The organism is Croceicoccus sp. YJ47, assembly GCF_016745095.1.
In the GTDB taxonomy this organism is placed as follows: domain Bacteria; phylum Pseudomonadota; class Alphaproteobacteria; order Sphingomonadales; family Sphingomonadaceae; genus Croceicoccus.
Genome location: NZ_CP067087.1, coordinates 2,637,990 through 2,651,733 on the forward strand (window position 1 = coordinate 2,637,990; position 13,744 = coordinate 2,651,733).

12 protein-coding genes are annotated in these 13,744 nt (G+C 65.7%); 3 read left to right on the forward strand and 9 right to left on the reverse strand.

From position 1 onward, the window contains the following. Positions 1 to 450: 450 nt before the first annotated feature. The 6 genes from JD971_RS12855 to JD971_RS12880 all read right to left on the reverse strand — a co-directional run bounded on the left by JD971_RS12855 (position 451) and on the right by JD971_RS12880 (position 7,070). Entirely contained in the window at positions 451 to 708 is a 258-nt protein-coding gene (locus JD971_RS12855) for an ATP synthase F1 subunit epsilon (protein WP_202083961.1), read from the reverse strand. Positions 709 to 713: 5 nt separating this feature from the next. Then, positions 714 to 2,189 (reverse strand): F0F1 ATP synthase subunit beta, encoded by a 1,476-nt coding sequence (gene atpD, locus JD971_RS12860; RefSeq protein WP_202083962.1) that lies wholly within the window; start codon positions 2,187 to 2,189, stop codon positions 714 to 716. A 26-nt stretch (positions 2,190 to 2,215) separates the two neighbouring features. Beyond that, positions 2,216 to 3,103, reverse strand: a complete 888-nt coding sequence (locus JD971_RS12865) for a F0F1 ATP synthase subunit gamma (protein ID WP_202083963.1) — start codon at positions 3,101 to 3,103, stop codon at positions 2,216 to 2,218. A 28-nt stretch (positions 3,104 to 3,131) separates the two neighbouring features. Further along, complete coding sequence (gene atpA, locus JD971_RS12870; RefSeq protein ID WP_202083965.1) at positions 3,132 to 4,658, reverse strand: F0F1 ATP synthase subunit alpha; 1,527 nt, start codon at positions 4,656 to 4,658, stop codon at positions 3,132 to 3,134. Positions 4,659 to 4,671: 13 nt separating this feature from the next. Continuing rightward, the gene (locus tag JD971_RS12875; protein ID WP_202083967.1) at positions 4,672 to 5,226 is read right to left on the reverse strand and encodes a F0F1 ATP synthase subunit delta; all 555 of its coding nucleotides are present in this window, start codon (positions 5,224 to 5,226) and stop codon (positions 4,672 to 4,674) included. 209 nt (positions 5,227 to 5,435) lie between these two features. Continuing rightward, positions 5,436 to 7,070, reverse strand: coding sequence for a serine protease (locus JD971_RS12880; RefSeq protein WP_202083969.1), 1,635 nt, complete (start codon positions 7,068 to 7,070; stop codon positions 5,436 to 5,438). Between the two features lie 154 nt (positions 7,071 to 7,224). Between JD971_RS12880 and JD971_RS12885 the strand changes: the two genes are divergently transcribed. Beyond that, positions 7,225 to 7,749 (forward strand): methylated-DNA--[protein]-cysteine S-methyltransferase, encoded by a 525-nt coding sequence (locus tag JD971_RS12885; RefSeq protein WP_202083972.1) that lies wholly within the window; start codon positions 7,225 to 7,227, stop codon positions 7,747 to 7,749. Here JD971_RS12885 and JD971_RS12890 read toward each other — a convergent pair. Genes JD971_RS12890 through JD971_RS12900 form a run of 3 tightly spaced genes read right to left on the reverse strand, consistent with a single transcriptional unit; the run spans position 7,746 to position 12,182 of the window. After that, positions 7,746 to 9,314 (reverse strand): cryptochrome/photolyase family protein, encoded by a 1,569-nt coding sequence (locus JD971_RS12890; RefSeq protein ID WP_236672090.1) that lies wholly within the window; start codon positions 9,312 to 9,314, stop codon positions 7,746 to 7,748. The genes JD971_RS12885 and JD971_RS12890 overlap by 4 nt on opposite strands. 7 nt (positions 9,315 to 9,321) lie before the next feature. Beyond that, entirely contained in the window at positions 9,322 to 9,954 is a 633-nt protein-coding gene (locus JD971_RS12895) for a glutathione S-transferase family protein (protein WP_202083976.1), read from the reverse strand. Between the two features lie 17 nt (positions 9,955 to 9,971). Further along, positions 9,972 to 12,182, reverse strand: a complete 2,211-nt coding sequence (locus JD971_RS12900) for a primosomal protein N' (RefSeq protein WP_202083978.1) — start codon at positions 12,180 to 12,182, stop codon at positions 9,972 to 9,974. Between the two features lie 103 nt (positions 12,183 to 12,285). Here JD971_RS12900 and JD971_RS12905 point away from each other — a divergent pair, with 103 nt between their 5' ends. Both JD971_RS12905 and fsa read left to right on the forward strand, forming a co-directional pair. Next, positions 12,286 to 12,900: a DUF4197 family protein gene (locus JD971_RS12905; protein ID WP_202083980.1), complete on the forward strand. Its 615-nt coding sequence runs from the start codon at positions 12,286 to 12,288 to the stop codon at positions 12,898 to 12,900. Between the two features lie 188 nt (positions 12,901 to 13,088). Next, positions 13,089 to 13,742, forward strand: a complete 654-nt coding sequence (gene fsa / locus JD971_RS12910; RefSeq protein ID WP_202083982.1) for a fructose-6-phosphate aldolase — start codon at positions 13,089 to 13,091, stop codon at positions 13,740 to 13,742. Positions 13,743 to 13,744: the final 2 nt, after the last annotated feature.

Below are 13,744 nucleotides of genomic sequence, written 5' to 3' on the forward strand. Positions count from 1 at the left end.
CTGTGCCAGACGGAAGCGGTGTCACGCTTCGCATGGTGGATCCTCTATGGCTGGAATTGGTGAACAACTCGCTAACCATGGGCTCGCTCCGACACGGTGCTGGCTCTGCGAAAGGCCGCTCGGCGGCAGGGTCGAGCATCATCACACGGTCCCGAAAAGCCGCAAGGGTCGCGAAACGGTCGCGGTGCATCCGATCTGCCACCGCACGCTCCATGCGCAATTCTCGAACGCGGAACTGGCCCGGTTCGGGAAGGATGTCGAATTTCTGCGGCGCAACGACGGCGTTGCGAAATTCCTGCGCTGGATCGCGAAGCGTCCGCCGGACTTTCACGCAAAAACGCGCGGCCCGCGAAAATAGCATCGTTGCCACGGCGCAGCGGAACGCCGCCGCCCCACGCAAAACGCCGCCGGAACGTGTCCGGCGGCGCTCTCTATGCGATCAATCGCGGTTCAGCCTGCGACGTGTTCGGCCAGCACGGTCAATCTGCCGTCGGCCACCTCGGCGAAGCCGCCGGCGACCTCAATTTCGTCGGGCGTCGCACCCTGCGAGGCGAAGATCTGGATCTTGCCGTCGCGAATGGTCGACATGAACGGGGCGTGCCCCTCCAGAACGCCGAACTCACCGTTGCTGCCGGGGACGACCACCATGTGGACCTCCTCCGACCGCACCAGCTTGGCCGGGGTGACGAGTTCGAAATGCAGCGGCATGGCGATCAGGAATCCTCGGCCAGCTTCTTCGCCTTGGCGACCGCTTCCTCGATCCCGCCGACCATGTAGAACGCGGCCTCGGGAAGGTGGTCGTATTCGCCTTCAACGACGGCCTTGAACGACTTGATCGTGTCCTCGATCGCGACGAACTTGCCGGGGATGCCGGTGAAGACTTCGGCGACGTGGAACGGCTGCGAGAGGAACTTCTGGATCTTGCGCGCGCGCTGCACGGTCAGCTTGTCCTCTTCGGACAGCTCATCCATGCCGAGAATGGCGATGATGTCCTGCAGCGACTTGTACTTCTGCAGCGTTTCCTGAACCTTGCGCGCGGTTTCGTAGTGTTCCTGGCCCACGACGCGGGGTTCGAGCACGCGGCTCGTCGAATCGAGCGGATCGACCGCCGGGTAGATGCCCAGTTCCGAGATCGCACGGTTCAGCGTGGTCGTCGCGTCGAGGTGGGCAAACGAGGTCGCCGGCGCCGGGTCGGTCAAATCGTCGGCCGGCACGTAAATCGCCTGCACCGAGGTGATCGACCCCTTGTTGGTGGACGTGATGCGCTCCTGCAGTGCGCCCATGTCGGTCGACAGGGTCGGTTGATACCCCACGGCCGAGGGAATACGGCCGAGCAGCGCCGAGACTTCGGAACCGGCCTGCGTGAAGCGGAAGATGTTGTCGACAAAGAACAGGACGTCCTGCCCTTCCTCGTCACGGAAATATTCCGCCATGGTGAGGCCCGACAGCGCCACGCGGCTGCGCGCGCCCGGCGGTTCGTTCATCTGGCCGAAGACCAGCGCGACCTTGGACCCCTCGGAGGTGGCGTTGCCGTTCTCGTCCTTGGCGATGACGCCCGCGTCGAGGAATTCGTGGTAAAGGTCGTTGCCCTCGCGGGTGCGTTCACCGACGCCCGCGAACACGGACACGCCGCCGTGACCCTTCGCGATATTGTTGATGAGTTCCTGAATGAGCACGGTCTTGCCCACGCCCGCGCCGCCGAACAGGCCGATCTTGCCGCCCTTCGCATAGGGGGCGAGCAGGTCGATGACCTTGATCCCGGTGACGAGGATCGCCGCTTCGGTCGACTGGTCGACGAATTCGGGAGCCTTGGCATGGATCGGGGCAGTGTTCATCGCGCCGATGGGGCCCATCTCGTCGATCGGCTCGCCAATGACGTTCATGATGCGGCCCAGCGTTTTCGGTCCGACCGGAACCTCGATCTGCGAACCGGTGTTGCGCACGCTCTGCCCACGGGTCAGGCCGTCGGTGCCGTCCATCGCGATGGTGCGCACGGCGCTCTCGCCAAGGTGCTGCGCCACTTCGAGGACGAGGCGGGTGCCGTTGTTGTCGGTTTCCAGCGCGGCCATGATCGGCGGCAGTTCGCCTTCGAAGACCACGTCGACGACGGCGCCGATGACCTGGCTGATCTTGCCCTGCGCGGGGATGTTCGATGTGCCCGTATTGTCGAGCGTGGGTGCGGTGGCCATGATATCGTATCCTTGCCGTCTGTGCCTTAAAGCGCTTCCGCGCCGGCGATGATTTCAATGAGTTCGGTGGTGATCGCGGCCTGGCGGCTGCGGTTGTACTGAATGGTCAGCTTGTCGATCAGGTCGCCGGCGTTGCGCGTGGCATTGTCCATCGCGGTCATCGAGGCGCCCTGTTCCGATGCGTTGTTTTCGAGCAGCGCACCGAACAATTGCGTTTTCAGATAGCGGGGCAGCAGCTCCTCGAGGATTTCCTCCTCGCTCGGTTCGTAATCGACGACCGCGCCGGTGGGGGCGGAATTGTCGGTCGTTGCCGCATCGGGCGCGGGGACGGGGATGATCTGCTGACGCGTGGGCGTCTGGGTCAGCGCGGACTTGAACTTGGAATAGAACAGGTGCGCGATGTCGAACCGGCCATCCTCGTACATGCCGATCAGCTCCTCGGCGATCTTCTCCGCCTCGGCATAGCCGGGTTCGCGCACGTCGGTCGTGTCGAAATTGACGCCGACCCGGTCGGGATAGGCGCGCCGGATCGGGGCGCGTCCCTTGCGCCCGATGAGGTAGAATTCCACCTCCTTGTCCGCGGCGATGAGTTCCTTCGCCTTGGCGAGAGCGGCGCGCACGATGTTCGAATTGAACGCGCCCGCCAGCCCCTTGTCCGAATTGGCGACGACCAGCAGGTGCCGCTTCGTCGATCCCGTGCCGGTGAGCAGGCGGGGCGCATTGTCGCTGTCGCCGGCACGCCCGGCAAGGCTCGCCATCACCGAGGCCAGACGCTCGGCATAGGGGCGCGCCTCTTCGGCGGCCGCCTGTGCCTTGCGCAGCTTGGCCGCGGCGACCATCTGCTTGGCCTTGGTGATCTTCTGGGTCGACTTGACCGAGTTGATCCGACCCTTGAGTTCCTTGAGGCTAGCCATTTCGGCTCCCTATCTGGTGTGAACCGGCTTAGCCGAACTGCTTGGCAAAGCTGTCGAGCGCGGAGACGACCTTGTCCTTCGACGGGTCGAAGGCCTTGCTTTCGCGGATCTCGGCAAGGACGCCGGGATGCTCGGCGCGCATGTAGCCCAGCATCGCCGCTTCGTATTCGGTGACGCGGTCGACCGGCACGCTATCGAGATAGCCGTTGGTGCCGGCAAAGATCGACACGGTCTGTTCCTCGAACGGCATGGGCGAGAACTGCGGCTGCTTCAACAGCTCGGTCAGGCGCGCACCGCGGTTCAAAAGCTTCTGCGTCGAGGCATCGAGGTCCGAGCCGAACTGCGCGAAGGCCGCCATTTCGCGGTACTGCGCCAGCTCCAGCTTGATCGAGCCGGACACCTTCTTCATCGCCTTGGTCTGCGCGGCGCCGCCGACGCGCGACACCGACAGGCCGACGTTGATGGCCGGACGCACGCCCTGGTAGAACAGGCCGGTTTCGAGGAAGATCTGACCGTCGGTGATCGAGATCACGTTGGTCGGAATATAGGCCGACACGTCGCCCGCCTGCGTCTCGATGATGGGAAGGGCGGTCAGCGACCCGGCGCCGTTTTCCTCGTTCATCTTCGCCGCACGCTCGAGCAGGCGGCTGTGCAGGTAGAACACGTCGCCCGGATAGGCTTCGCGGCCCGGCGGGCGGCGCAGCAGCAACGACATCTGGCGATAGGCATTCGCCTGCTTCGAAAGATCGTCATAGACGATGACGGCGTGCATGCCGTTGTCGCGGAAGAATTCGCCCATCGCACAGCCGGTGTAGGGTGCAAGGAACTGCAGCGGGGCCGGTTCCGATGCGGTTGCGGCCACGACGATGGTATATTCCATCGCGCCGTTTTCTTCGAGGCTCTTCACGATCTGCGCGACGGTCGAACGCTTCTGCCCGATGGCGACGTAGATGCAGTAGAGCTTCTTCGTCTCGTCGTCGCCCGCGTTCGCTTCCTTCTGATTGATGAAGGTGTCGATCGCGACGGCGGACTTGCCGGTCTGACGGTCGCCGATGATCAGCTCGCGCTGTCCGCGGCCGACGGGGACGAGCGCGTCGATGGCCTTGAGGCCGGTCTGCACCGGTTCGTGGACCGATTTGCGCGGGATGATGCCCGGCGCCTTCGTTTCGACGCGGCGGCGTTCGGTGCTCTCGATCGGGCCCTTGCCGTCGATCGGATTGCCGAGCGCGTCGACCACGCGGCCGAGCAGGCCCTTGCCCACCGGCACGTCGACGATGGTGCCGGTCCGCTTGACCTGGTCGCCTTCCTTGATGGCGCTGTCCGAACCGAAGATAACGACGCCGACATTATCGGCCTCGAGGTTGAGGGCCATGCCCTGAACCCCGTCGGCGAATTCGACCATCTCGCCGGCCTGAACCTTGTCGAGGCCGTGGATGCGGGCGATGCCGTCGCCGACCGACAGCACGGTGCCGACTTCGGTGACCTGTGCTTCGGTGCCGAAGCTGGAGATCTGGTCCTTGATGACCTTGGAGATTTCTGCGGCGCGGATTTCCATGTTCAGCCTTTCATCAGCCCTTCATCGCCGAGGCGAGGGTATTCAAACGGGTGCGGATCGAACCGTCGATCTGGCGGCTGCCGATCTTCACGATCAGCCCGCCGAGAATGTCGGGATCGACCTCGGTGCGGATTTTCACATCGCGGCCTTCGCGCGCGGTCAGTTTCTGCGTGAGCGTCGCGAGCTGCCCCTGATCCAGGGGGTGCGCGCTCGTCACCTCGGCGGTGACCTCGCCGCGCTGTGCCGACGCGATGGCATGGAATGCGCGGATCATCGCGGGCAGTTCGCGCAGACGCCGGTTCTGCGCCAGAACGCCGAGGAAATTGCGCGTCAGCGGCGCCAGCTCCAGATGGCGGCCGATGCCGTCCATCGCGGCGCCGGCCTGTCGCCGAGAAATCTCCGGATTGCGAATCAGCGAGCGCATGTCGTCCGACGCCGCCAGAGCCTGCCGCAGCGAATCCAGGTCGCTTTCGACCGCGGTCACCTGGTTGTGCTCGACCGCGAGGTCGAACAGGGCCGAGGCGTATCGCCCTGCTAGACTGGCCTTTATGCCGCCCGAAATATCCACGCGCGTAATGCCCCTTGTTCAATTGCGTAAAAGATTATGTCCGTTCGAAGACGGTTTCCAAACTCATGCGCCGCCAGACGGGGCGCGTTTGCGTCCTTCACGCTGGCGCGCCTAGCAATACGCTTCGCAAATGACAACCGCTTCGCGTCGCTTCGGCGCGGCGGGGGCTGCAAATCCGCGGCAATGGGGCGTTTCGCCGCGCTTCCGTCTTAATCGGTCACGTCCTCGCCCTCGCCGAGAACGGCGTCCGCCGCCGGTTCGCAGATATAGGTCAGCCGTTCGTTGGGCATGTCCGGCAGCATCGCGCGAATCGCGTCCTGATTTTCGCCGAGTTCGCGGGCCGCATCCTCGCCGCCGCCGCATGCCGGCGTCTGATACTGTCCGCGTGCCTCGCGTGCCGCGTTCATCACGGACAGGTCGACGAGGAAACGATCGGTCGTGAAAATGCGCTTTTCCGGGTCGTAGCGATTGACCGACACGGTCTGCTCCGAATTGGGGACGAGCACGCGTGACCATTCCCCGTTCGACAGGCCGTATTGCGTCCGCCCGTTGACGCAGCCCTCCGCGTCCCAGCCGAGCGAAATATCGCTGGCATCCGACACGGTCACGCGGCTGCGTTCGGGCACGAGCCGACAGGTAAAGCGGCCCTTCTGCATGTCGGGCGAGACGGGCGCGCGGTCCGCCGGCTGATCGAGCGCGGCCTCTTGCGCCGCTTCGCCGCGCCGTTCGATTTCGGCAATACCCGGCCGCGAAAACCACGCGACGAGCGCCCCCAAAAGCGCCACACCCGCGAACACGCCGCAGGCAAGCGCCGCCTCGCGCCGGTCGCGATCGTACAGGACGACGGTGCCGATCACGGCCAGCACCATCACGGCCAGCAATGCGCCCGCGAGTGCCATCATCGTCTCGCGCTGGTCCAGCGCCTCGAGCTCGGCGCGGCGGCCGGCACGTTCGGCCTCGTCGCGCAGGCGGGCGGCGGCGGCGGCTTGCCGGGCCTGCATCGCGCTGGCCTCGCGCATGGCACGGGCGTCCTGCTGCGCGTCATATTCGCCCATCGACCGGCAGGGTTGCGCGTTGAAGCGTGCATTCACCCCGGCCTCGCGCAGGAAGGGGGCGATTTCGCGCATGGACACGGCAAAATAGAACTCGGAATCGCTGCCGTTGTCGCTGATCGTGCCGAAGCTGTTAACGCCGACGACGCGGCCACACGGGTCGAGCAGCGGCCCGCCCGAATTGCCGACACCGATCGGCGCTGTATGCAGGATCGTGTCGTACTGGCTCGCCGTGCGCCCGCCCGAAACCTGCCCGCGCGATTTGACCGGAGCCTGCGGCGAAGTCAGCGCACCGAGGCCCAGCCCGATCGCCTGGTCCACATTCGCCGGGTAGCCGACCGCGAACACGTCCGAACCATCGCCCACCGCCCCGGAATACAGCGTCGCCACGGGAAGCGTCGCATCCTCGGTCAATTCGATGAGCGCAAGGTCCACATCGGACGCGACCCGCACGATCCGCGCGAAATAGCCGCTCTTCCCCTGCGCCGGCACCACGCCGAGCTGCAACCGTTCATCCTCCAGCAGCGGGGCCAGCACATGCGCATTGGTCACGATGAGCGTCGGCGTCACGGCAAAGCCGGTGCCGTGGCCGATCACGTCATAGCCGGCCGAATCGCGCTGCACGATGACGACGCGGACCACGCTGCGCGCTGCTGCGTTGATGTCGGCGGTATCGGCGCGCGCGGTCGCGGGCACGCAGATCGCGATGCACGCCGCCAGAAGCGCAAGGAACCCCACGATGGCGCGCCGCCCCGTCCGCACGAGAGGCGCCCCCATGGAAGGCATCGTCATGTCATGTCCTGTCGGCGCGGTGTGTCGCATGGGCAGCGCCTTTAACGCGGTTTCGCGGCCTTGGGCAGGGGGCAATCGCCCGCGCGGCGCTTTCGTCTTTTACCCACGCACCGGTTGCGGGTAGGATTGCCGTGATGGGGGAAGAGGCGAAACGATGACTCAATCGGCATGGACGGATGGCGGCGCGGGCGTGACGATCCGCTGGGGCAGGGCGCCGACCGCGGTGGGCGACGTTCTGGTCGCGGCGAGCGAGGCGGGCGTGTGCCGTGTGGCGTTCGGCAAGGGACGCGACGATCTCGCAACGCTTTTTCCCCGGGCCGATCTCGTCGAAGGTGGAGAGGATTTCGCCCCGCTCATGGCCCGCGTGGTGGCGGCGATCGAATCGCCCGGCGGTGCGGCGGATATTCCGCTCGATACCGGCGGGACGGTCTTTCAACAGCGCGTGTGGCAGGCGCTCCGCGATATTCCGGCGGGCGAGACGCGGTCCTATGGTGCGCTCGCCGCCTGTCTGGGGCAGGCGGGGGCATCGCGCGCGGTCGGGCGGGCCAATGGCGCCAACCGGGTGGCGGTGTTGATCCCGTGTCACCGGGTCGTGCGGGCGGACGGGGCGCTGGGCGGTTACGAGTATGGTCCGGCGATCAAGCGGGAACTGCTGCGCCGTGAGGGGCTGACCTTCTAATCCCGCGCCCATCCCGCGCGCGCGGGTGCGAGCGTTTCGAGAAACGCGTCGGCGCTCGCCATGTATTCGTCCCGCCGTTCCTCCTTCATCCGGTCCCATGTCGAATAGACGCGGGCCACCCGGTTGTTGCGCTCCAGCAATCGCCGGTTGCGCACCATGAAATGCCAGTACAGCGCGTTGAACGGGCAGGCGCCTTCACCCGTTTTCTTCGACACCGAATAATGGCAATCGGGGCAATAATCCGACATCTTGTTGATGTAATTGCCCCCCGCGGCATAGGGTTTCGACGCGAGCCGCCCCTTGTCCGCCCAAAGCGCCATCGCCGCCACGTTCGGCAATTCCACCCATTCATACGCATCGGCATAGACGACGAGGAACCAGTCCTCCACATCCTGCGGCACGATCCCGGCGATGAGTGCGAAATTGCCGAGGATCATCAGCCGCTGAATATGGTGGGCATGGGCATTGTCCCGGGTCGAGCGCACGCAATCGGCGATGCATCGCATGTCGGTCTCGCCAGTCCAGTAGAATTCGGGCAGCGGCCGGTCCGCGTCCAATGCGTTCGCCTCGGCCAGCTCCGGCATTTCGAGCCAGTACATGCCCCGGATATATTCGCGCCAGCCGATGATCTGCCGGACGAACCCCTCCACCGCGTTCAGGGGCGCATCGCCCGCGTCATACGCCGCCTCCGCCCGGCGGCACACCGCGACGGGGTCGAGCAGGCCGAGATTGATCGAGGTCGAGAGCAGCGAGTGGAACAGATCGTCCTCGCCATGCACCATCGCGTCCTGATACTTCCCGAACAGGGGCAGGCGGTCGGCGATGAAGGCATCCACGGCCTTCTCCGCCTCATCCGCCGTGACGGGCCAGGCGAAGCCGCCGGTGGTGCCGAAATGGTCGGGAAATTCCTGCTCCACCATGGCGATCACGGCGCACGTGGTTGCGTCGGGCGCGAATTTCGGGGCGGGCGGCGGCTCCATCGCATCGTCGGGGCCGGCGCGGTTTTCGCGGTCGTAATTCCATTGCCCTCCCGCCGGTTCGGGCGCGGCATCGCCGTCCGCTTCTTCCATGAGCAGGCCGGTGTTGCGCCGCATTTCGCGATAGAAATATTCCATGCGCAATTCGCCGCGCCCCTGCGTCCAGCCGATGAATTCGGGGATGGAACACAGATAGCGGTCGTCGGGCACGATCTCCATCTCGCAGGGGAGCGGGCCCATCAATCCCTTGAACGCCTTGTCGAGCCGCCATTCCCCCGGCTCCACCACCCGCACCAGATGGGCATCGTGCCTCTCTGCCGCACGCATGATCTCGCCGGTCAGGCTTCCCGTATTGTCGGGGTCGCACAGTTCGATGTAATCGACGGTCCAGCCATCGCTGCGCAAGCTTTCCGCAAAATGGCGCATGGCGGACAGGATCAGCGCGATCTTCTGCTTGTGATGCTTCACATAGGTGCATTCCTCGCGCACCTCCATCAACAGGACGACGGTGTCGCCCTTGTCGCAATCGCGCAGAGAGGCGAGGCCGGGCGAAAGCTGATCGCCCAGTACGGGGACGAGAACGGGCACCCGCGGTTCAGTCCAGCATGGGACGAAAACCCGGCTCCGCCTTCGCCATGGCCGCGCGATAGGCGGGGCGTTCCCCGATCCGGCGCAGATAGGCGCGGGCATTGGGGCACGCGTCGAGGTCGAAATTGATGAACATGCGCCCCGTGGTCATGACGAAAACGATCATGATGTCGGCCAGCGTCAGCCGCTCGCCTGCAAAAAACGGCGCCTCGCCCAGCCGCTTTTCCAGCATGGACCAGGACCGGCGTTTCCGGTCGACGAAGAAGAAGGGTGGCTCTTCCAGATCGGCCAGCACGACCACCGTTTCCATGTACATGTTCGGCATCAGCGTGCCATTGGCGAAGTGAAACCAGTAAAGGAAATCGGCGTAATCGGGATCGTCCGGCTGCGGCGTCAGCGCGCCATCGTTGTACCGCGCGTCGATATACTGGCAGATGGCCGCGCTTTCGCCGAGGATCCGGCCGTCATCCTCGATCACGGGGGCGAGGCCCATGGGATGGATGGTCTTGAGCGCTTCGGGGGCGAGCTTGTTATCCTCCCGCCGTTCGTGTCGCACCATCCGGTACGGAAGCCCGATTTCCTCGCATAGCCAGATGACACGCTCGGACTGGGACACGCCGAGATGATGGACAGTGAGCAATGTACGCCTTTCGCAGTTCAGACAAAACTATACGGGTCGATGTCGATGCCGACCCGAACGCCCGATGGAAATGCAAGCGAGCCGAGCCAGTTCCGGAGCGTATCCTGCAATGCCGCGCTCCGCCTCGCGTTGATCAATAGGCGATAACGGTAACGATTGCGTAAAAGCGACAGCGGCGCGGGCGCGGGGCCATACACGGCAAGATCGTCCATGCGCGGCGCGGCGCCGCCGATGGCGCGGGCCGCATCGCGGGCTTCCGCCTCGTCCTCGCTCGACACGATGATCGCGGCCCACCGGCCAAAGGGCGGGGCGCCCGCATGGCGGCGTGCCTCCGTCTCCGCGGCGTAGAACGCATCGCGGTCTCCGGCTGCCAGCGCGGCGATGACGGGCGCTTCGGGGTGGCGGGTCTGGATCATCACCTCGCCTGCTTTTTTCGCGCGCCCGGCCCGGCCCGCGACCTGCGCGATCTGCTGATACGAGCGTTCGGCGGCGCGCAGGTCGCCCCCTTCGAGGCCGAGATCCGCATCGATCACCCCGACGAGCGTGAGTTCGGGAAAATGATAGCCCTTGGTGACGAGCTGCGTGCCGACGATCACGTCGATCGCCCCGGCATGCGCGGCATCGACGAAGGCGCCGATCTTTTCCGGATTCGACAGCGTATCGGACGTGATGACGGCGGTGCGCGCGTCAGGGAAAATCTGCGAGACCTCGTCGGCGATGCGCTCCACGCCGGGGCCGCACGCGGTGAGGCAATCGCGCTCCCCGCATTCGGGGCACGCTTCGGGGCTGGGCACTTCGTGGCCGCAATGATGACAGGCGAGCCGCGCCGACAGCCGGTGTTCGACCAGCCACGCCGAACAGTTCGGACATTGAAAGCGATACCCGCAATTGCGGCACAGCGTCAGCGGCGCATAACCCCGCCGGTTGAGGAAGAGCAGCGCCTGCTCCCCCCGGTCCAGCCGTTCGCGCATCGCCTCCACCAGCGGCGGCGCGATCCAGCGGCCGCGCGGCGGCACCTGTTCGCGCAGGTCGACGATGGCGATGTCGGGCAGGTTCGCGCCGCCGAACCGTGCCGGCAGGTCGAGCTTTTCATAAACGCCCGCCTCCGCCATCTGCAGGCTTTCGAGCGCGGGCGTCGCGCTGGCGAGGATGACGGGCGCGCCTTCGAACCGGGCGCGCATGACGGCGACGTCGCGCGCATTGTAACGCACGCCGTCGTCCTGTTTAAAACTGATCTCGTGCGCTTCGTCGACGACGAGGAGGCCAAGCCGCGCAAACGGCAGGAACAGCGCCGAACGCGCGCCCACCACCACCTGCGCGCCGCCGCTCGCCACCTGTCGCCAGGCGCGGCGCCGCTCGGACGACTTCTGGTTCGAGTGCCACACCACCGGGGCGGTGCCAAAGCGCGCCTCGAACCGTTTGAGGAAATTTTCGGTCAGCGCGATTTCGGGGAGCAGCACCAGCACTTGCCGATCGCTGCGGATCGCCTCGGCCACCGCTTCGAAATAGACCTCGGTCTTGCCCGAACCCGTTACCCCGTCGAGGAGGAAGGGCGCGAACCGGCGCTCCGCCACCGCGGCGACAAATCGGTCGGCGACCGCCTGCTGCCCATCGTTGAGCGCAGGCGGCGCATGGGCCGGCTCGGCGGCGGGGTAGGGGCGGTCGATGTCCACCTGTACAGGCTCCAGCGCGCCTGCATTCACCAGCCCGCGCAGGACGGCCTCCGACACCTCCGACAGGGCGGACAGTTCGCGGATGGTGCCCTGTTCGCCCTGCAACGCGTCCAGCGCACGTTCGCGCTGCGGCGTCATGCGGCCGGGATCCTCGCCCGTGAGCCGGTATTCGGTGATGCTGCCGCCCCCGCGCAGCGCCGCGCCGGACGACAGCGCCATGCGCGCGACGCTGCTCATCGAGGCGCAGTAATAATCGGCGGTCCATTCGATCAACCGTCGCAGCGGCGCCGACAGCGGCGGCACCGGCATCACGTCGAGGATCGGACGCAGCTTCGCAAACGGAACCGGCGCGCCGGGAAGGCGTTCCGTCTCCCACACGATCCCCGTGACCTGCCGGGGGCCGAGCGGTGCGATGACAACGCTCCCCGGCTCCACGTCAAGCGATGGGGGCACGGTATAGTCGAGCGGTCCCAGCGCCGCGTTCATGACGAGCAGGCGGACACGCGCGCGCCCCGCGGGCGGCGTTTCGGAGGGGGAGGTTTCGGTCTGGTTCATGGGCCGCGCCCCATATGGGACGCCGAAACGCACAACACAACGCGGCAGCGTCGCCGCATGCGCCCGCGAGCGAGCGGGCCGACTGGTGAAGGAAAGACCGACGATGGAAATGACGACCACCCCTGCGAGCCGCCGCCGTTTCATCGGCCTTTCCATGATGGGCGCCGCGGCGATGAGCCTGCCGGGCTGCGCCAGCTATGGCGGGTTCAGCCTCGACGAGGCGATCCGCCGGCTTCTCACCATATCGAGCGTGAATGCGTTCGACCGGATGCTCGCACCCGGCGGATTCTACGATACGCAGATCGCCTCGCTCGACCTCGGCACGATGCTGGGCGGGGTTCGCGGTGGGGCGGTGGAACGCATTCTCGGTTCCTCGCTGGTGCGCGACCGGATGGCCCGCGCGCTCTATGACGTGGCGGCCGACGGGGCCGCGGCCGCCGCGCCCGCCGTCGCCGATGCGATCCGCGTCGTGGGGATCCGCAATGCCATCGACCTTATCCGCGGCGGCGATACCGCGGCGACCGGCTTTCTGCGCGCGAGCATGGGACGCCGCCTGATCGACGTGATGTTGCCGGAGGTGCGCGATGCGATGCGGATCATCGACGACCCGCTGCTCGGTCCGGCGCTGTCCGACCTTGCCGGTGTGGATATTCAACGGGTTACGGGACGTTTTACAGATGAGGTCGAAAATACGATCTGGACCCAGATCGGCCGGTAAGAAGCGTATATCCGCGAAAACCCGGACAGCACGAACGATCCGCTCATCCGCCGGGTCTTCGGGCTGAACGATCTTGGCGATGCGGTGCTGTGATCATGGCGGGGTGGCGTCGGCGGCGGGGGATGCATATAGGCATGGTCAGATCTGTATTTGACGCATGACCGCATTTTTCGCGAAGGGCACTACCCATGAAATTCTTTGCCGACACCGCCGACACCGCCGAAATCCGCGAGCTGGCCGAAACCGGACTGCTCGACGGGGTAACGACCAACCCGTCGCTGATCGCGAAATCGGGCCGTGATTTCAAGGAAGTGACGAAGGAAATCTGCGGCCTGACCGACGGTCCGGTGTCGGCCGAGGTCGTCGCACTCGACCATGAAACCATGATGCGCGAGGCCGAGGTGCTGCGCAAGATCGCGGATAATGTGTGCATCAAGGTGCCGCTGACCATCGACGGGCTGAAGACCTGCCGCAAGCTCACCGACGATGGCACGATGGTCAACGTCACCCTGTGCTTTTCCGCCAATCAGGCGCTGCTGGCCGCGAAGGCGGGTGCGACTTTCGTGTCTCCCTTCATCGGGCGGCACGACGACAACGGCATCGACGGCATGCATCTGATCGAGGACATGCGCCTCATCTACGACAATTACGGGTTCGAGACGCAGATCCTCGCCGCGTCGATCCGCCATGCGACCCATGTGCTGCAGGCGGCGAAGATCGGCGCCGATGTCGCGACCATGCCGCCCAAGGTGATCAAGGCGCTGGCCGATCACGTGCTGACGCAAAAAGGGCTCGAGGGGTTCACCGCCGACTGGGCGAAGACCGGCCAGAGCATTCTTTAAGA